15 protein-coding genes and 4 pseudogenes are annotated in these 18652 nt (G+C 69.7%); 8 read left to right on the top strand and 11 right to left on the bottom strand.

Annotated features, from left to right (window positions below; translation table 11 throughout):
* Nucleotides 1–71 precede the first annotated feature (71 nt).
* The 3 genes and pseudogenes from ABZS71_RS21950 to ABZS71_RS21940 all read right to left on the bottom strand — a co-directional run.
* The gene (locus ABZS71_RS21950; RefSeq protein WP_356212599.1) at nucleotides 72–317 is read right to left on the bottom strand and encodes a hypothetical protein; all 246 of its coding nucleotides are present in this window, start codon (nucleotides 315–317) and stop codon (nucleotides 72–74) included.
* A gap of 955 nt (nucleotides 318–1272) precedes the next feature.
* Nucleotides 1273–1458: a DUF397 domain-containing protein gene (locus tag ABZS71_RS21945; RefSeq protein ID WP_355842802.1), complete on the bottom strand. Its 186-nt coding sequence runs from the start codon at nucleotides 1456–1458 to the stop codon at nucleotides 1273–1275.
* A pseudogene (locus ABZS71_RS21940) lies at nucleotides 1455–1784 on the bottom strand (Scr1 family TA system antitoxin-like transcriptional regulator); the annotation flags it as partial. The pseudogene ABZS71_RS21940 and the gene ABZS71_RS21945, both read right to left, overlap by 4 nt.
* Before the next feature lie 2 nt (nucleotides 1785–1786).
* On the opposite strand from ABZS71_RS21940, the pseudogene ABZS71_RS21935 reads away from it, so the two are divergent.
* The 5 genes and pseudogenes from ABZS71_RS21935 to ABZS71_RS21915 all read left to right on the top strand — a co-directional run.
* Nucleotides 1787–2017 (top strand): annotated as a pseudogene (locus ABZS71_RS21935) (Scr1 family TA system antitoxin-like transcriptional regulator); the annotation flags it as partial.
* Nucleotides 2018–2099: 82 nt separating this feature from the next.
* Nucleotides 2100–2273 (top strand): hypothetical protein, encoded by a 174-nt coding sequence (locus ABZS71_RS21930; protein WP_356212596.1) that lies wholly within the window; start codon nucleotides 2100–2102, stop codon nucleotides 2271–2273.
* A gap of 170 nt (nucleotides 2274–2443) precedes the next feature.
* Nucleotides 2444–3778: an MFS transporter gene (locus ABZS71_RS21925; RefSeq protein WP_356212593.1), complete on the top strand. Its 1335-nt coding sequence runs from the start codon at nucleotides 2444–2446 to the stop codon at nucleotides 3776–3778.
* A gap of 264 nt (nucleotides 3779–4042) precedes the next feature.
* Nucleotides 4043–4615, top strand: a complete 573-nt coding sequence (locus tag ABZS71_RS21920; protein WP_356212590.1) for an ATP-binding protein — start codon at nucleotides 4043–4045, stop codon at nucleotides 4613–4615.
* Between the two features lie 36 nt (nucleotides 4616–4651).
* A pseudogene (locus ABZS71_RS21915) lies at nucleotides 4652–4981 on the top strand (AAA family ATPase); the annotation flags it as partial.
* Nucleotides 4982–5103: 122 nt separating this feature from the next.
* Here the strand turns inward: ABZS71_RS21915 and ABZS71_RS21910 are convergent.
* From ABZS71_RS21910 to ABZS71_RS21895, 4 genes and pseudogenes are all read right to left on the bottom strand, one after another.
* Nucleotides 5104–5532 carry a DUF2267 domain-containing protein gene (locus ABZS71_RS21910; protein ID WP_355842811.1) on the bottom strand — a complete coding sequence of 143 codons (429 nt, stop codon included), beginning with the start codon at nucleotides 5530–5532 and terminating at the stop codon, nucleotides 5104–5106.
* A gap of 60 nt (nucleotides 5533–5592) precedes the next feature.
* Entirely contained in the window at nucleotides 5593–7605 is a 2013-nt protein-coding gene (locus tag ABZS71_RS21905) for an erythromycin esterase family protein (protein ID WP_356212587.1), read from the bottom strand.
* 360 nt (nucleotides 7606–7965) lie between these two features.
* Nucleotides 7966–8361: a DUF2267 domain-containing protein gene (locus ABZS71_RS21900; RefSeq protein WP_355842817.1), complete on the bottom strand. Its 396-nt coding sequence runs from the start codon at nucleotides 8359–8361 to the stop codon at nucleotides 7966–7968.
* Between the two features lie 15 nt (nucleotides 8362–8376).
* Nucleotides 8377–9216 (bottom strand): annotated as a pseudogene (locus ABZS71_RS21895) (hypothetical protein); the annotation flags it as partial.
* Nucleotides 9217–9490: 274 nt separating this feature from the next.
* Between ABZS71_RS21895 and ABZS71_RS21890 the strand changes: the two are divergent.
* Together ABZS71_RS21890 and ABZS71_RS21885 are read left to right on the top strand one after the other, a co-directional pair.
* Nucleotides 9491–9976 carry a pyridoxamine 5'-phosphate oxidase family protein gene (locus tag ABZS71_RS21890; RefSeq protein ID WP_356212584.1) on the top strand — a complete coding sequence of 162 codons (486 nt, stop codon included), beginning with the start codon at nucleotides 9491–9493 and terminating at the stop codon, nucleotides 9974–9976.
* 512 nt (nucleotides 9977–10488) lie between these two features.
* Nucleotides 10489–11247, top strand: coding sequence for a hypothetical protein (locus tag ABZS71_RS21885; protein ID WP_356212581.1), 759 nt, complete (start codon nucleotides 10489–10491; stop codon nucleotides 11245–11247).
* A 25-nt stretch (nucleotides 11248–11272) separates the two neighbouring features.
* On the opposite strand, the gene ABZS71_RS21880 is transcribed toward ABZS71_RS21885, so the two are convergent.
* On the bottom strand, nucleotides 11273–13366 hold the full coding sequence (locus ABZS71_RS21880) for a hypothetical protein (RefSeq protein ID WP_356212578.1): 2094 nt from the start codon (nucleotides 13364–13366) through the stop codon (nucleotides 11273–11275).
* A 762-nt stretch (nucleotides 13367–14128) separates the two neighbouring features.
* Nucleotides 14129–14539 (bottom strand): SAM-dependent methyltransferase, encoded by a 411-nt coding sequence (locus tag ABZS71_RS21875; RefSeq protein WP_356212575.1) that lies wholly within the window; start codon nucleotides 14537–14539, stop codon nucleotides 14129–14131.
* A gap of 289 nt (nucleotides 14540–14828) precedes the next feature.
* On the opposite strand from ABZS71_RS21875, the gene ABZS71_RS21870 reads away from it, so the two are divergent.
* Complete coding sequence (locus tag ABZS71_RS21870; RefSeq protein ID WP_356212573.1) at nucleotides 14829–15050, top strand: hypothetical protein; 222 nt, start codon at nucleotides 14829–14831, stop codon at nucleotides 15048–15050.
* 37 nt (nucleotides 15051–15087) lie between these two features.
* On the opposite strand, the gene ABZS71_RS21865 is transcribed toward ABZS71_RS21870, so the two are convergent.
* Together ABZS71_RS21865 and brxD are read right to left on the bottom strand one after the other, a co-directional pair.
* Complete coding sequence (locus ABZS71_RS21865; RefSeq protein ID WP_356212570.1) at nucleotides 15088–17286, bottom strand: DEAD/DEAH box helicase; 2199 nt, start codon at nucleotides 17284–17286, stop codon at nucleotides 15088–15090.
* The gene (brxD, locus tag ABZS71_RS21860) at nucleotides 17286–18635 is read right to left on the bottom strand and encodes a BREX system ATP-binding protein BrxD (protein WP_356212566.1); all 1350 of its coding nucleotides are present in this window, start codon (nucleotides 18633–18635) and stop codon (nucleotides 17286–17288) included. Before brxD ends, ABZS71_RS21865 begins: the two co-directional genes overlap by 1 nt.
* Nucleotides 18636–18652 lie beyond the last annotated feature (17 nt).

Below are 18652 nucleotides of genomic sequence, written 5' to 3'. Positions count from 1 at the left end.
GGGGAGTCAGCCACTGCACGGCGCAGGTACACGCATTCTGCCTGGCGTCACGTCGCATACGGGCAAGCACGTCACGGCAGAGGGACATGCTTGCCCGACGGGGGCCGCGAGCTGACCCGGGGGGTGAGTTCCAAGCGTACGAGGGCCTGGTGCTGACCGAGCTGGCGCAGCTCGTCGGCGACGATCGGGCGAAGCGGGAGATAGCCCTCGATGAGGTGGGCGAGCCGCAGTGGCATCCGCCTGGAGATCTCGCTGTCGCCGATGCGCAGCAACCGTCCGGTCCCGAGACCGTCGTCGTCATCGAGTGGTGCGTCCACCGGCTCGGCGAAGGGCGGCGAGGCAGGTTCCTCTACGGGCTCGCTCGATGGTGCGGGCGGCTCGATTCCGGGGATGGGCGCATCCGTGGTGGCACGCCAGCCCAGTCCGGCCGCCGCCAGCGGATCGCCAAACCCCGGCTCCTCCCCCGGGTGGCAAGACCGCCAGATGCCTCCACCCTCGAAGGAGTCATCCAGGCTGACTCGAGTCCCGTTTTCGAAGAGGCCGGCTTACCCGTTCCGAGCCGCGAAAGTGGCGATGCGTGAGTCGGAATCCGTTGCCCGGAACGACAAACTTCGACGGGAGCGCATGCTTCCTGTACCGAAGGAAGTGCACCCCCGACAGGGAGGTCTTCATGCAGGCGCACCTGCGCATCTGCTCGGGCAACACCATCGCTCCACGTCTGCACTTCTACGACGATGGACCTCAGACGGGTCTGGTGTATGTGGGATACCTCGGTCCCCACCTGCGCGCAACACCCTTACGCGAAGCCACGGGGGTCCGGCCCGCCTCCAGGGCCGTGGCGCCGTCTCGCGCCTTCGGCGATTGAGCATGGGGCAGGTGGGGGCGGGCCCGGCACCGCCGCCGTCCGGCGGGCCGGTGGGACGGTCGGCCGCTGGCGGCTCAGCGCGGTGGGGAGCGGAGACCCATCCGAACTGACGGCCGTCATCGGGGGTACGGGGCACCCTGCGCGAAAACCTTTGACAAAACAGTTGCGCCACATCAAGCGTTTTTTTCGAGGGGTACCCCGGGGCCCCGCTGTCCGGCAGCGGCCCCAGCCCCGGGTCACAGAGCCGCCACCGGGCCATGCCACCACCGGCCAGCAGTCGGCGACGTGGCCCGGGCTCGGCACCCCCCGGCCCCATGCTCCATTGCGCCGAAGGCGCGACACGAAAAAGCGGCAGTCGCTGTCCTTCGCCCTGCTCGCCGCGTTGACTGCGCGGGGGCTCGTCCCGACTACTCCCCCGCGACGTAGCGTACGAACTGGTCCCAGCCTTGGCGCCCGGCCGCGAAGGCTGGACGGCTGACGTCCTTGGAATCCCGTACGTAGATGGCCTCTTCGGTAACGGCGACCTCCAGGCAGTCGTCTCCCTGGCTGCCGCTGTAACTGGACTTGAACCAGGCGAGTTCCGTCGCGCTCATAGCTCTCCTCGCAGTCGCTCGAGCAAGCCCCGCGAGTCTTTAGGGGTCAGGGCCTGCGAGCGCAGTGTGTCGTAGCGCTGGTGGAGGAGGCTCACCTCTTTCGGGTCGGCAATCAGCCGTCCGTTCTGCTGCCCTTCCGAGTAGGCGAAGCGCCGCCCCTCCGGGGTTTCCAGCAGCCGCACAGGCCCGTCCAGGCAGGCATGCAACTCGGCCTACAGCGGCACGACTTGAAGCTTCACATTGCGCAGCGCGCTGAGTTCCAGTACGTGGCCGAGCAGGACCCGCATCTTCTCCCTATCACCAAACCTCCGCCGGAGAACGCACTCCCGCGTGGTTCCGGCGGTGGGCGCGGCTGGAGAAGGTGGTGGTCAGTCTGTGTACGTATGAGTGCAGGCTGGTGCCGGGGTTGTTGCAGTCGGAGGACTATGCGTTGGCGGTGTTTGAAGGCACCATCCCGCTGCTGACGGACGCGCAGTTGGAGGCCCAGGTCACGGCTCGCATGGAGCGGCAGAAGATGCTGCACGAGCGGCCGGACGTCCCGTTCAGCTTCATCGTGGAGCGAGTGGACTCTGTGGCTGGCCGACTCGACCAGCGCATCGTGGGCGTCCGTCGACTACGAGCCGGACGCCACCGAGTACGAGGTGCGGCAGCATGGACCGCGGCGGCTCTGGGGCGAGCTGGAGGCGGCGCACACCTGGTGGGCCGACGCCGGGCGCCCGGCCCGTACACGGTTCGGGCTCACCGTCACCCGGGCCGGTCAGCGGGTGTGGCTCGACGAGCCGAGCAACACTGTCTTTGCCGGCGCGCTCGGGTAGTCACCGGGCGGCTGCGTGCGTCTCACGGCGTTCACGATGACGCGACCGGACGCTACTGTCCGGTAATGGCCGAGTAAAAAACTCCTGCGTACGATCCGTTGACCGTCATACCATCCGGTCGGTACGGTCCCCGCACTCCTCGTCCCCCGCACCCATCGGAGTGTGCACGCATGGACACGGCACCCCCTTCCCCGCTCGCCGCTACGGCGCGGACGACCGCTCCCACCGACCAACACCGCCGCCGCGTGGCCACCGCGGCCACCCTCGCCTCCGCCGTCGAGTGGTACGACTACTTCGTCTTCGGCATCGCCGCCGCTCTCGTCCTCGGGGATCTCTACTTCCCCACCGGCAGCCCTTCGGCCGGCGTGCTCGCCGCCTTCGCGACCTTCGCGGTCGGCTTCCTCGCCCGCCCCATCGGCGGCATCATCGCCGGTCAGCTCGGTGACAAGCACGGCCGCAAGCCGATGCTCGTCCTCGCGCTCACCCTGATGGGCCTCGCCACCACCGGTATCGGCATCCTGCCGACGTACGAGACGATCGGCATCGCGGCACCGCTGCTGCTCGTCCTGCTCCGCGTCATGCAGGGCATCGCGGTCGGCGCCCAGTGGGGCGGCGCGATGCTGATGGCCACCGAGTACGCACCCGAGGGCAAGCGCGGGCTCTACGGCAGCCTCGTCCAGCTCGGGGTGCCGATCGGCGTGGTCACCGCCAACACCGTGTTCCTCGCCACGGGCGCCCTCACCGACGACGCCACCTTCGCGTCCTGGGGCTGGCGGGTGCCGTTCCTGGTCGGCCTCCTCGTCCTCGCCCTCGCCTGGTACATCCACGCCCGCGTCGAGGAGACCCCCGAGTTCCGCGAGGCCGAACAGGCACTGGCCGAGCAGGAGAAGAACGAGTCCCGCTCCCCGCTGCGGACGATCCTGCGCACCCACCTCGGCACCGTGTTCCTCGCCGGCGGCTCCTTCGCCGTGAACACCGCGACGTTCTACATCATCATCACTGGTGTGCTCGACTACTCGACCCGCGAACTCGGCATGGAGCGCGAGTCGGTGCTCACCGTCTCGCTCTGCGTCAGCGTCACCCAGCTCGCGCTGATCCCCGCCGCCGCCGCGCTCTCCGACCGCATCGGACGGCTGCGGATCTACGCCGCGGGCGCGGTCGGCCTACTGGTCTGGGCGGTCCCGCTGTTCCTGCTCATCGACACCAAGTCGCTGCTGTGGCTGGCCGTCGGCACGTTCGTCACGAGCTGTTTCCTCAGCATCATGTACGGCCCGCAGGCCGCCCTGTTCGCCGAGCTGTTCACCGCCGAGATGCGCTATACCGGCGCCTCGCTCGGCTACCAGATCGCCGCGGTGTTCGGCGGAGGTCTGGCGCCGTTCATGATGGTGCTGCTGCTGGAGGCGACGGGCACCTCGATGGCCGTCTCCGGCTACATCATCGGCCTCGCCGTGATCGCGCTCATGTCGATAAGAATTCTCGCGAAGCGGGCGGCTGCCCGGGAGTGACATCGACTCTCCGAGCCGCAGCCGCGGCTTCCTCGGCGCCGGTGCGGTCCTTCCGCACCGGCGCTTCTTCGAGCCGTCCCGCCGCGATCGACAGGATTCGGACCTGTCAGCTGACCCGGCCCGCCCGCGGGGGTGCCAGATGATGCCACGTCAGCTGGGCTCGCGTTGACAGCGTTAACACGCCTCCGCCATGGCTATGGAGCCAACGGCGGCTCAGGTGACTGAGCCCGCCTCAACTGCCATGCCCAGCACAGGAGCAGAGCGATGGCTGACGAAATCTCCTCCACCCCCATGTCCCTGCGGGACGTTCTTCTCAGACGCCTGACTGAATCCGGCCTGGCGCCTGAGGCGCAGGAGGTGCTGCGGGACCTCTTGCCCGATGCACCGGTCAGGAGCGACGGGCAGACCCGTCCCCTCTATCTGCGGTCCATCGCTGCCGCGGGATGGCGGGGCATCGGTCCCGCCGCCACGCTCGACCTTCGGCCCGAACCGGGCCTGACGGTCATCGCGGGACGCAACGGCTCCGGAAAGTCGAGCATCGCGGAAGCCGCCGAGATGGCACTGACGGATAGCAACTATCGCTGGCAGGACCGGACCCAGATCTGGAAGCAGGGCTGGCGCAACCTGCACGACCACACCGACCCGCAGGTTTCCGTCGAGCTCTGTGCAGATGGCGCGAGCGCTCCGTCACCGTCCGTCGGCGCTGGAGCAGCCCGGGTCTGGACGATTGCCGTACCGAGGTCGAGGGAGCCGCATCCGCCCCGCACGAGGTCATCGACCCGGAGCAGATGTCGCTGTACCGGCCCTTCCTCCCGTACAGCGAGCTCGGGGCAATGATCAGCGGGCCGCTCACCACGCTCCATGACGCGCTCCGTCGTCGACCTCACCTCGGTCCAGGCCCTCATCGAGGGGCTCGGGCTGACCGATCAGGAGCTGGCCGAGGAGGCCGAATCCATCGAGCGCGACCCGACCGTGGAGATACCGTCGATCACCGCCCGGCGCGAGCTGGAGCTGCCCGAGCCGACGGACGAGCTGGCCGCCGAACTCCTCGTGCACGGCGTGGACCGGTTGCGTGAGGTGCGTGATCTGTTGTGGGACGACCGGCAGTTGGTGCTGTACGGGCCGCCGGGCACAGGCAAGACCTACCTCGCGCTGAAGCTCGCGGAGTTCCTCGGGGGCGGGCCGGAGCAGGTGAAGCTGGTGCACAGGCTTGCCCCTGCGGCTACGGCTAGCGCCAGCTCCGTTATGATGGGGGCTCAACCGGGGGCCGACACCCCCGATCTCTCCGCGCCGGCAGCCGCTGAAGGGCCCAGGTGCGTGCCCGGTCAGTCCAGAAGGCTCGCCAGATCCTTCGGCACGACGGATTTGATGTCCTCCCATTCGCCCTCGCTGATGTGCGGGCGCACGGCCTGCAGAACCGTGTGGACGAGCCGTTCCGTTCCGCCTTCCACCGCATACGGAAACTCTTCCCGTACCCGCTCCAGGAATTCCTCTCGGCCCATCTTCACGGGCACGTGGGACGGGTCCCAGCCTTCGTAGTAGATTCCCCGCACGAGGATCGGCAATTGCGCGCCGAGTTGCGCGATCTCGTCCACCGTCAGGCGGTCCCGCAGATTCCGCAGAACGGCCCGCAGAGCCGCGTACGACTGGTTTCTGCGCTCTTTCGGCCACCCGTAGGCCTGCTCGATTTCCTTGAGGATGTGGTTGGTCTTGTCCACCGTGGTGTTGAAGGAGGGGAACCCTGTCTGTGCCATGCGCTTGGTCCTTCCGCTCATTCTTCCTCTGACGAGCCGGGTGGGCCTCCTCCGCACAGGTCAGACACCGACGGGGTAGGTCTCGGGCGCCTCGCCCGCTTCCCACCTGGCCGTACGCTCCAGCGGCTCGACCGCCCGGGTCTCGTCGATGTGGATCACCGCGTCGAACTGGTCGGCCATCCGTGCCTGGAAGTAGTGGCTCTGCCGCTCGGTCTGCGGGCGGTAGATGACGCCGATCGCCCGCTCCATACGTGCCGAGCGCAGCGCCTCGGCGGCACGGGGCGCACGGGCGAAGGGGATGAGGAAGTCCTTCTGGCCGACCTCGTGGAACAGCTCCTCGACGCTGCCGGCGAGGGCAGGGCGCACCCTCTTGCGCTCGGCCGGCCCTCCCCAGTCGTCCGCCGCCGTCACCGTGCCGGCGTAGGTGGTGAAGCCCAGCAGACGGCAGTCGCCGGGGTGCCCCTCGCGTACGAGCTGGCCGACGTTGAACTCGCCCCGGGACGCGGCCTCCGTGGCCCGGGCGTCCCCGAGATGCGAGTTGTGCTCCCACACCACGATCTTCGCGGGCTCGCCCCGCTGGCGGCCGAGATGATCGGCCAGGGCATTGAGGGTGTCGACCATGTGGCGGTCGCGCAGGTTCCAGGAGGAGACCTGACCACCGAACATCGTGCGGTAGTACTCCGCGGCGTTCTTCACCGTGCGGGCGTTCTGCTCGGCGTAGAAGTGCTCGTCCTCGGCGAGCAGCCCGTCGCGCCGCGCGTACTCCACCGCGTTCCGCTGCAGGTCGACCAGTTGGTCCACCACCTCCTGCTCGCAGGTCTCGCCCGCCCCGAACGCCGCCTCGAAGCCCCAGGCCTGGGCGTCCTCCTCGGCTCGGTAGTGGTCGAAACAGGCGTAGCGCTCCCGGGCACGGGCCGCGGCGGCGGGGTCGACACGCTCCAGATAGGAGATGACCTCCTGGATCGACCGGTACAGGCTGTAGACATCGAGGCCGTAGAAGCCGGCCTTCTCCCGCTCCTCGCCCCCGGACCGCTCGTTGTGCTCGCGCAGCCAGCCGACGAAGTCCAGCACGGCGGTGTTCCGCCACATCCAGGTGGGGAAGCGTTCGAAGCCGCGGAGCGCCTCCTCGGCCACGGCGTCGGTGCTGCGGCCGCGCACATAGCGGTTCACCCGGTACGCGTCGGGCCAGTCGGCCTCGGCCGCGACGGCGCAAAAGCCCTTCTCCTCGATGAGGCGCCGGGTCATGCGCTCACGGGCCGCGTAGAACTCCTGGGTGCCGTGGGAGGCCTCGCCGATCAGGACGAAGTGCGCGTCGCCCACCAGGTCGAACAGCGCCTCGTCGCTCGGCACGCCCTCCTCGACCGGCACGGCCTCGGCCGCGATGACGGCCACCTCGCTGGGCCCCTGCGGGCCCGGTGCGGCCGGCCGCCTCGACGCCGCGCGCAGCAGATCCCGTACCTCCTGGTCCGTGGTCTGGGTGAAGTCCCAGTAGGAGGCACCGACCGCGAAGAACGGCGACGGCGTGGTGGCGCACACCACCTCGTCCACCATCGCCGCCAGCTCCCGGCAGGTCGACTGGGGCGCGGCGGGTACCGCGGCGACGGTGCTCGCGGGCCGGTGCTTCCGCAGGGCCTGGATGGCGGCCCGCATGCTCGCGCCCGTCGCGAGGCCGTCGTCGACCAGGATGACCTTTTTGCCCTCCAGATCCGGTGGGGGCCGCCCCTCGCGGTACGCCTGCTCGCGCCGCAGCAGCTCCCGGGCCTCTCGCTCGGCCACGCGCCGCAGCGTCTCGGGCTGGATGTCCATGCCTCGGATGACATCGTCGTTGAGGACCACGACACCGCCGTCGGCGATCGCCCCCATCGCGACCTCTTCGCGGCCCGGCACTCCGAGCTTGCGGACCAGGAAGACATCGAGCGGGGCGTCGAGGGCCGTGGCAACCTCGTACGCCACCGGGACACCGCCGCGCGGCAGGCCCAGAACGATGACGTCGGGGTCCTCCCGGTAATGCTCAAGGAGTCCGGCGAGGACCTGGCCGGCATCCTTTCGGTCTCGGAACAGACGGTCCGGCATCTCTACCCTCCCTGCCCGGTGAACGTGCGCCCGAGGACTTCATCCTCGGGCATTTACCTGCACATAGGTGGCATGTGGGTGACATGTGGGTAACTATGGCCAGTCTTGTCCAATTTTACCCCTGCGGTTCCGCGCGCTCGAATGGACCGGACCGCCGGGCGTGGAGGCGCAGACGGCAGTACGGCCCCCAGCGCTGTCCTTCCGCGCATCATCAGGCGGGAACGAGCCGGATCAGCTCGCCGACCACCAGGCGCGCGAACCGCAGGAACAGGCGGGGGCGAGCAGGTCAGAGTCACGGCCGCGCAGCCTTGAGGAACTCGCCAAGAACACGCCAAGTGCCGGCTCAGGCGTCGCCGGCTGTCAGACCTGCTGGGGCCGGCCGAAGAGCACGTCGTAACCTGGTGGGAGCTGGAGGAGGACACGGCGCATCAACTCCTGGTCTGCGGCGTCGGCTACGACGCTCAACACGGCACTCACGTCCCATTTCGCCGTCTCGTCGGTGGCTCCCTCGATCCACGCCGCGGTGGCCCGCACGAACCGCTCGGGGTCCAGCGGTTCGTGCGCCTGGAGCGGATTGAGCAGCACGAGTGCGCAGGTCTCGGGCAGCCGGGCCGCCAGGCCGGCCCGTACGGAGCCCACCAAGTGCGCACCCAGTAGCCCGAGCACGACGCGGATCGCTCGCTCGGCCTCCTGAGGCGTCTGGTATTCGCCCCGCTCCTTGACGGCTGACACGAACGTGTCCCACTGCATCACCATCACGGTCCCCTTTCCTCAGCTGCGGGGCGCGTCCCCCGCGCGGGCGGGCCCGGCCGTCAGTCCGTCGTCTCGACTTCCGCGCTTTCGCCTGCGCTGGGAGCCCGTCGGCCTCGCTGCGGTACCCAGCACCTGCTCGTCAGCCTGTCCACCCCCCGGAAGGGATCGGCTCGCATGAGCATCGTTGATCACTCCTCTCCCGTTGACGCGATGCACATGGCGACACTTCCTATACAAAGGCACACCAGTGCCGGATGCGCTCTCAACGACGCTTGTGGCCGTCCGGCGACGAGGGAGGCTCGTCGGTCGGTCAGGGCGCCGCGGGCGCGGCGGGCATCGTCGTGGCGCGTGCGGTGGTGGCCGATGCCGGTAACCGTGTTTGGCCACCAGCCCTCCTGTCACGGCGCTGCCTGCGACCCAGCCGAGCGCTGAGAGCCCGACCACGAGAGCGATCTTCGCAGTGGACATGCCGAGTGCTGGCAGCCGTACGGGCAGGACGGTGACCGTTGCGTACATCACCACGCACGCGCCAATGGTGGCGAGTGCCGCTCCCGCTGAGGGCGTTCGGCTGAACATTGCCCTCGGTATGAGGGATCCGCCAAGCCGGCGAATCAGCGCCAGGACAGCGAGGCCGAGTGCCGCGGCGGCCACTCCGCCCATGGCTCCGATACCCGGCGAGGCGCCTTGCAGGCCGATGAGCAGGAGGGCGGAACCGCCAGTGACCAGCGCGTATTCCGTTGCCGGGAACCCGTGGTGCTGGCTCTGCGTGCCGTGCGCTTCCTGGTGTCCGGGCAGAGCAACAATCACCGCGGCGATGACGAGTACGCACAGAGGCACGTTGACGAAGAACACCCACCGCCAGCCCCAAGCCTCTTTTCCGGACTAAAGGTGGTGCCTCATAACGTTGGTGCCACGAAGTTCTCGATCGTGAGCTGGTGCGGGAAGGTGTCGAGCAGCTCCGGTGACTGGTCGAAGGTGACGCGGTAGGAGTTGTAGAAGCCGGCGAGCGCGGCACGATTACCGTGGGCGAGTAGACGACGATTCGGCCGCGGGTGTCGAGAACGTGGCGGCGTCTCCGTCCCAGGGACATAGCGGCCACGAGCGGCCGCGCGACAGTAGAGGACGACGAGTCATGGACCCCAAGCAGATCGCACAGGAGCTGGCCGACGCCCACGAGGTGTTGAGCCAGGCGTCAATGGCGCGGCTGGCATACAACGGACTCGACGGGCGGCCACGCGTCATCCCGATCGGGATCTTCTGGACCGGCGACGAGATCGTCATGTCCACCGCGGCCACGGCGCCCAAGGTAAGAGCGCTGTCCGCCCGCCCCGAGGTTGCCCTGACCATCGACGCCGGCGACAGCCCCGGCTCGGCCAAGACACTGTCGGTGCGCGGCGTCGTGCACCTCACCATCGTCGACGGGGTGGTTCCGGAGTACCTCGCGGCCGCGCGGAAGAACTTCGACGCCGAGTACGCGGCGGAGTTCGAGCGGAACTGCCGGGCTATGTACGACCAGATGGCGCGTATCGCGGTCGAGCCGCAGTGGGCACGGTTCTACGACTTCGGTGCCGGCCGAATGCCGCAGTTCCTCGCCGAACTCGCCAAGAAGTCGAGCTGACCGCGTCGCCACGGAGACAGGTGACGGGAACCTCGCCAACTATCTGTGGGACGGCTCTCGCGTACGGATCGTCGATTTCGAGGAGTCCGGTCTCAGCGACCGGCCCTTCGAACTGGCAGAGATCACGGAACACGTGGCCAGCTGGGTTGACCAGCCTCTGGATGTTCGAGCTGGTCACCCCAGTCCAGATCGACCCCGCGCACGCCCAGCAGCTCCGAGGCGCGGGCACCCGTTGCTGACAGCCAGGGCCAGGATCGCCCGGTCGCGGTTCGAGCGCAGGGCCGCGAACAGCTCGTTCCACCGCTCGTCCGGCATCTGCCGCGGACGCCGCTTGGGGACCTTCGGGTTGTAGCGCAGCCGCCCCTCGCCCCGTTGTGGTGAGCGTGCGGCCGGCGCCGGTCGGACCGCACCAGCGGCACCGGGTTGACCAGCGGGCCGTCCGCAGGATGAGTCGGCATGACCGGTGGCGGGACGATGATGACAACAGCAGAGCGGATCGCGGGGCGCGCTGCGTGGGCGCAGGCATGACCGGTGCCTGGACCGACCACGATCTGGCTGCGCTCCGCGCCGCCCGCTACACGGCGGACGTCAGGTCACTCGTCGCGCTGCTTCGCGCACGTGATGCGGAACCGGTGCTCCAGCAGTGCGGAGACGTACTGACCGCCGCCATTACCCGGGGCGTGCCGGCGGCCGTGGAAACGGCGGCCCGATGCTCGGCCGCGCTGCACGTGCGGAATTGGGTAGGCGACGAGGTACTGGCAGATCGGCTTGACGCTGCGATCGGTGGCGCCGCCCCTTTCCTGCGTCCCTTGCCTGTCGATCTGGAGGAACTCTCCGGCCTGCTGGAAGGCGATCCGGCCTGGGGCGGTGGCTGGGTCGACCTGAACACCGGCGAGTGTCGGCTGGTGACGGCGGACTCCGGGGAGCTCTGGCATGGAGACGAACCGGAGGACACCGGGCGGTGGCTGCATGTGGCATGCGCGGGGTCACATGATGCTTACCGGGACATGGAGGACTTCATCGCCGTAGTCGGCGATCGCAGCCTCGCCGACGCCTTGGGCACCACGATCACGGACCGGGGAGCCTTCCGCCGGTTCAAGGATGTGCTGGCCGCCTCACCGGCCGAGCAGCGCCGTTACTGGTTGTTCAACGCGGAACGCCGGCACGGCCGGGCCCGGACCTGGCTCGCCGATCACGACTACCGGCCTACGCCGCATGCAGGTTTCAGCCGGGCCCGGTCCACTCCGTACACCCCGGGGCGGTCGTCATGAGATACGAGGGCGCGGGTCGGGAGGGTCAGCGGCGGCGCTTGCGCTTCTTCGTCGTGCTGTGCCCGCGCCGGGCGCGGGCCGCGTCGAGCCGTCCGAGCTGGGTCGCCTTGGCGCGAACGGGGCCGTCGGCGATGCGGCGCAGATGCTCGAGTCCTGCCTGGTCGGGGTGACCGGAGACGAGTGCGGCTCCGATCGCCGTTTCGGCTTCCACCCGGCCCGAGGCGAGGAGGGCTTCCAGGAGGGCCTGCTCGCCGCCCAGGTCGAGAAGTTGGAGGAGGCTTTCGGCGACCATCAGCCCGGCCTCGGTGTCGGTGAGGTCCTCGTGGTCGAGGATGCCGCGCTGGGTGAGGACGCTGAGGGCGGTGGGAGCCAGCTCCGGGTCGCCGCGCAGGGAGCGCAGCAGTTCCGCACCGTCGGGGAGGGCGGTGGTCAGAGTGTCGAGCAGGGCGGCGGCGCGGGTGCGGAACGGGGTGGTGCGTACGGCGTCCAGGAGCAGGTGCCGGGCGGCCTCGGGGCTGTCGTGGGCGGCGGTCCAGGCGGCGAGTTCGGCTTCGGCGTGCTCGGGGTCGTACTCCTGGGCCAGCACGCCCAGCAGTCCGGCGGCGGATGCGTGGGCGAGCTCGCCCACCAGCGGTGCGCTGCGGCCCTGGGCGAGCAGCCGCCGCCGGACGGAGCGGGTGCCCAGATCGGTGAGGCGGATCAACTCCACGGGGTTTGAGGCCAGTTCCGCGCGGAGCTCCCTCGCGCGTGCCGTGGCTTCCGGGTCCGGGGCGGCCGGGAGGGCCCCCAGCAACTGGGCGAGTTCGGCAGGCATCCCGGCGGGCGGTCGCGGAGCGGCCAGGGGCTCATCGAGTGCGGTTTCCAGGAAGACGGGGTCGGCCATGCCCTGCTCGCGGGTGATCGCGCCGAGGCGCTGAAGGACGTCCAGGACATGGCGCAGGTCGTGGTCGGCGTCCAGCAGCAACGCCCGCCGCTCGCGTTCCGGCGCCCCACCGAAGTTGAAACTCATCCGGTAGGCGAGGTGGACGGAGTCGCGCAGCCGGGGCCAGGGCATCGGGTACGGGAGGCTGTAGAGAGTGTTGAGGACGTCGGGCAGCACCTCCTGGTACACGTCGAACAGCATCGACGTGGCGCCGTACCCGTCGGGGCCGCCCAGCAGTGGGCCGCGCAGCTCGAAGAACGCCTCGAAGGCACGCCCCCACAACGCGAGTGGATCCGCGAGCACCGGGCGCGCCTTGGCCACCGCGTGCACCCGGCCCTTGACCACCCGGATCAGCCGAGCCTGCTTCGCCCAGGCGAACAGCAGATTCAGACGCGGCAGTTCCGCACTGGTGCGCACCTGATCGGCCCGATCCCCGGTGTCCAGAGCGCGGACGAGATCCCGGGCATCGGCGAGGCGCAGCCGACCCGTCTTCGTCAGATCACGGTCGCTCCCGGCCCACCCGGCCAGCCCCGCCAGCTGCCCGATCAGCGGGACCGCGGCGGCCCGCTCCCGCAGCACGTCCTCCTCCGGCAAGGTGACCGGCAGCTGCGGTTCGGCCCGTTCCACCTGCGCCGGGCCGGCCGTCATCTGCCGGGTCATGATCGCGTCGAGGGCATCGCGGTCGTAGGGAACCTCCCCGCGCCGGGCCCGCTCGGCAAACTGTGCCATCGCCGCCTGGTCCATGATGTCCACGCCCTGCTCGGCGGCGGTGACCGTCCAGAACTTCGCCGGCCCCCAGCGGGTACGGTCCGCCATCCGGACGCCGAACTCCCCGGCCGCACAGCTCACCGCCCGCTCCAGTGCGGTCAGGCCGTCCCCGCGGGGATCAGCCAGTCCGACCGCGTCGAAGTACCGCAGCAGGGCCAGCAGCGAACCCGGCCCGGCGGGCACCGACTGTCCGGGCAGCACGGTCAGCGTCCGCGGCAGCCAGTCCAGGAGGAACCCCTCCACATGAGCTGCCCGCCACAGCCCCAGACGGCCGTCCACCGTCCCGCGGTGGCGGTAGTCGAGAGCCGACTGCACAACGAACGCGTCCGCCACTTCATCGTGCTCCCGCGCCCATTCCTCCACCCGGCTCGCCAGCGTCTCGGCGGCAGCCTCGAACTCCTCGGCGTCGGGCTCGAACAACATGCGCATGGAACAGACACCCTCACGGACGACGGAACGGCACCCGACCACGCTACCCGGCAGGAGCAGGCCCCTGGACACCCACGACCACGCTTGCCATCCCGCCGACACGGATCCAGCCCACCGGGCCACCACAAAAGCACCGAACGGATCCACATCGAACTGGCCGTACTCGGGTGGCGTGCCTGAGGCTATCGGCCATGCAGCACGCTACTGCCGAAATCAACGGACACCGATCTTCAACCGTACGAGTGGTTCGGTGAGTTGATATCCGGCCAGGTGGCTGGGACGTGTCTCTGGATGAACGCGACTGACACGGGAGAATAAGACCAGGAGGAGAAGCCGACGGAGGGGGCGTCGTGGCACATGTACGCGCGGTGCAAGTCGGAGTAAGCGACGGCAGGCCATCCGTCTTGGCCCAGGGGTGATCGAAGTCGTAGGGGCCGGGATCCAAGGCGTGGGCGACCTCGTGGCCGGTGATCGCGGCCCGGTGATCGGCGGGCGGTGCCACCGAGAAGCCGACCCGGATGTGGGCCAAGCGCCGCGAGAACACCCCAGCCGACACACCCTGCGGGCTCCGGATCTCGCCCTGCTTGAGGATGTAGCCAAGGGACTGCACGATCCGCTCGGCCGTGCCGTCGCCGACCGCCGTCGGCGACGCGTCGCCGGATGCCACGTCGCCAGATTCGGAGAACAGACCGCGAGGGGCGTTCCCCCACCCGCTGAGGAAGCCGGCTACCTGTGCGGCGACGTCGAGGTGCGCGACAACGGTCACGGCCGCCTCGTGCCGACGAGCGTGGAGAGGTCCGGGGCTAGCCGCACCTCTGTGCAGAGCAGAGCCGGATGCTCAAGCCAGGCCAGGCGGGCGGCGTCCGGCTGGCCGTCGAGCAGCGGTGGCCATTGCGTCATGGGGGTGAAGTCGTCAACGACGATCGTGCCAGCCGGACGGAGCAGGCGCTCCGGATCCACTGGAGACGTCTTCTTACCGTTGCCGCCGCCGTCGGGGACGAGCAGGTCGAATGGCGCGCGTTCGTAAATGCGGGTCCAGTCGCCGCAGAGGATCTCCACGTCGGGGATCTCCGCGAAGAGCTTGGCAGTCTCCTCGGCGCGCCGTTCGTCCCGCTCGACGCTGACGATCCGGACGCCGGGTCGACGTCCCGCAATCATCCAGGCCAGACCCACACCGCAGCCGGTCCCCGTTTCCCCGATGCTCTCTCGAGCACCGGCGGCCAGCGCGTGTAGGAGGCGCCCCTGTTCCGGACGGCACGAGGATGGGAAGTCCAGCCGCCCAGCGAGCTCGACTGCCTCTACCACGAGATCAGGCAGGCCAGTCAGGCGTGCGTAGGCGTCTGTTCCAGAACGGGACATGCTCCCCCTATCCGCGTACGTCAACGACTAACTTAGGTCCAGGTGCTCCCCCGGGGGCACCCCCGAACCCGCCCAATGGCGCGGGCTCGGCGAGGGCTCGGAGGTGCCGTTCGACAAAGCCGTTCTGGGCCAAGGCGAGTTGGAAGGACATCCGCGCACAGCCGCTCAGGCCCGCACCGCGGAACGGGAGGCCGAGGTGGACGCCGGGCTGGAGGACCAGCCGGCCGGCCGCGGCGAGGACGCCCTGGTCCAAGCGCTGAACGCCGCTGAGCCACACGAGCCGGAGGCGTTCGGCCCCGCACAACCGCGCAACAGCTGCAGCTGATCCGCGCCGATTGAAACGGCCTTGGCGGCCTTCCGATTCAGCCGTCGTACTGAAAGCGCGACGACTCGTCGAGCACCGAGCGGGCGCTCTCGAAGTCGGCCAAGCGGGCCGCCACCGTGGCCACGGCGAGGCGTTCCGGGAGGGCGGCGGAGAACTTCAGGCCGCGTACGGCCCGACGGTCCACGTCGGGCAGGACGAGGTTCTCGCCGACATTCTCGCGGGCCACACGCCAGGCGGCCGGGGTGAGGTTCTCGCGCAGGCGCAGCCAGCCGTCGGTGGGTCGTTGCAGGGGGTCGGTGACCGACTGGAGGGTGGCCGCCAGGGTGGCGTTGGCGCGGTAGCCGGCCCAGGTCCACCAACGGACATCGGAACCGACGCGCGTGATCAACGTGCCGCCCGGGTGGACGGTGTCAGGTGCGTCGGTTTCGCGCTGCTCGGCCAGGCACGCCTCCGCACGCCGGGTGAGGGAGACCGGCGGGGCCGTGCCCAGCAGCACCTCACGCATGGCACGCGTCAGGGCGTACGACAGTCCGGCGACGCCGCCGTTCATCCACTTGGCGATTCCGCCGCCGTCGGCCGGCTCAACGAAGACGCGTTTGCGCAGCCAGTCGATGTACGTGACCTGCCAACTGCGTCCACCGAGTAGCAACCGCCTGGGGCCGGGGCGTTCCTCCGTGAGCACGCTCGGGTCGGTGCGGCCGATCTCCGTGCGTCCGGACAGGACGGTGAACTGCGGAGGTGCGGTGAAGGAGGCGGTGAGTTCGATGAAGTGCCTTTTGCCGAAGCGGCGTTCCGCCTCGGGGCCGACGAACAGCATCCCACCGTCGCTGTCGAGGAAGCCTTCCTCAGCGAGAAAGCGCAGGATGGGGGCAGCCGACTTGTCGAAGGGGGCGAGGCCGTTCCACTGCCGGTCCCACAACTGGTCGCCGAGCTTGTGCTGTTGCAGGGTGAGGGCGAGCAGTTGCTGGGCCACCAGGTGACGCGGCTCTGGCGGGGGGACGACCGGTTCCACCCAGCCCCGCGACCACAGCAGCAAGAGGCCCGCCGCCTGGAGCAGTGTGTCCTTGCGGGTGGTGAGGAACAGACAGTTTCGCACAGTCCCGGGACGCCGGCCGGTGCGGCCGATGCGCTGCAGGAACGAGGCGACGGAGGCCGGTGAGTCGATCTGGATGACGCGGTCCAGGTCACCGACGTCAATGCCGAGCTCGAGGGTTGACGTGGAGACGATGACGCAGTCGCGGGCCTCAGCGAACGCCTGCTCGGAACGGGTGCGTTCATCGACGGAGAGCGAGGCGTGGGACAGGAAGACGGTCACCTCGCGCGCGCGGAGCGCCGCGCCCAGCTCCTCGACCTGGCGGCGCGAGTCGCAGAAGACGAGCCGCTTCCCTCCCCTGTGCAGGGCCGCGATGAGTTTGGCCGCGTTGTCGAGGGAGCCGACGTAGTCGAGTTCCACTTCGCCCGCAGGCCTGCTGGACGGCTCGGGACTCGCTTTGTCGCCGTGTCCGCTGCCGTCGGTGGCCGGCAGGTGCACTCCAGGGGCGACCACCTGACCGGTGCGGCTGCCGGCGCCCGCGCCTTGCAGCCAGTGCAGCAACTCGGCCGGGTTGCCGACGGTCGCCGAGAGCCCGACGCGCTGGATGGGCCGTCCGGTGACCCGCTCCAACCGTTCGAGCACGGCGAGCAGGTGCCATCCCCGGTCATCCCCTGCGAACGCGTGCACTTCGTCGATGACGACGGCCCGGACGCTTCCCAACAGGCGGGCGTGGTCGGTCTTGACGCCGATCAGCATCGCTTCGAGCGACTCGGGCGTGGTCAGCAGGATGTCTGGCGCCTCGGCCCGGATGCGCTGCCGCCTCGATTCCTTGGTGTCGCCGTGCCAGAGTGCAGCCCGTCGCCCCAGCCACTGGGCGTACGCGTCGACGCGGTCGACCAGGTTGTTGAGGAGTGCCTTGAGCGGGCACAGGTACAGCACGGATGTGCCGGTCCACTTCTGCTCGGTCATCGCCGACAGAAGGGGGAAGCAGGCCGCCTCGGTCTTGCCCCCCGCCGTCGGAGCCAGCAGTACGGCGTCCTGCCCCTGCATGAGCGGCGTGATCGCCGCCCGCTGCAGGGGGCGCAGATCGGGCCAGCCGAGAGTGTTGACGATGTGATGCAGGACGACGGGGTCGAGTCGGTCCAGTACGTCGACATCCTCGTCACCCGAGTCCCTCCCGGCCGGGAGTCCCGCGTCCGCCATCACAGCTCCAGGTCGATGTCATCGGCCGACGCGGAGTCTCCGGAGACCGTGGCGGCCAGGTTCCGCTCGACATCGGTGAGTTCGCTGCCGGCGACGGTGAGCCGGTAGTGCTGCCGGGGGTCGAAGTCGTGGAACTGGTCCACGCGGTCGAGCACGTCCCCGACGAGTTTCTTCAGGAACAGCCGGGGAGCCACCCCGACTTTTCCGCCCAGCGCCCCGCCGACGGCCACCGCGAGGTCGGCGACATACGCGTCGTCGACGACCTTCCGCACGCGCTCGGGCATTTCTGCGGCGTCGGCGTACAGGTCACGGATGGTGAGGCCGAGTCCGACCAGGGACTCCTGGTTGAAGCCGGGAAGCCTGATCTGCACGGCGCGAGGGTTGTCGAAGCGCGGGTCGGTGGTGAAATCGGTGGCCAGCCGCTGAGCGAGCGGGGCCAGACGCTGCACGCCCTGCTGACCGTCGTAGAAGGCCGGGGTGCCCGTGATGACCAGATAGAGGCCGGGGAAGCGGCCCGAGTGCACCTCGTCGATGAGCTGCCGCAGCGCGTTGAGTGCCTTGTCGCGGGCGTCCGACCGGACCCGCTGCAGCGTCTCCACCTCGTCGAGGACGACGAACAGCCCGGTGTGCCCGGAGTCGCGCAGCACGGTGAGGAGCCCCTGCAGGCACCCGAGCGCGCCGAAGTGGTCGAGGTCGCCGCGTACCCCGGCGGTCCGGCGGGCGGAGGCCGCGACGTGCGGCTGGCCGCCGAGCCACGCCAGGACGGCCGCAGCGGTCGCCTCGTCGCCGCCGGCGAGGGCGGCCCGGTAGCCGCGCAGAGCGGTGGCGAACGACGGGGCGTGCCGGGAGACCTCGGCGAGCCGTGCGACGAGCAGCTTCTCCACCTCGCCCGGAAGCTCCTCCTCGGTCACGCCGGCCGCGAGGGCGTCCTCCTCCAGGGCGTAGAACCAGGCGTCGACCACGGGCCGCAGCGCGCTGGGCGGGAAACTGGAGGTGGTGAGCCGTTCGGTGAGCCGCCGGTAGACCGTCTCCAGCCGGTGCAGCGGGGTCTCGTTCTCCGAGACCTGGATCTCGGCCACGGCGAAGTTACGGCGCTTGGCCCGCTCCCCCAGCCAGCGGGTGAAGAACGTCTTGCCGGACCCGTACTCACCCCGCACGGCCTTGAACACGGAGCCGCCGGACGCCACGGCGTCCAGTTCCGCGTCCAGGGCCGCTTCGAACCGGTCGAGTCCGGTGGCCAGCAGGTCGAGTCCGCTGTCGGGTACGGCACCGCGCCGCAGCGCGTCGATGACGGTACGGCGGCGGGCGGCGCTCACCTGTGCGGGGCGCTGGGATCCGGTGGTGCTCACAGCAACCAGTCTTCCAT

This window comes from Streptomyces sp. NPDC005393, assembly GCF_040606675.1.
Classification (GTDB): Bacteria; Actinomycetota; Actinomycetes; order Streptomycetales; family Streptomycetaceae; genus Streptomyces.
This window is presented reverse-complemented; position numbering and strand designations above follow the sequence as displayed.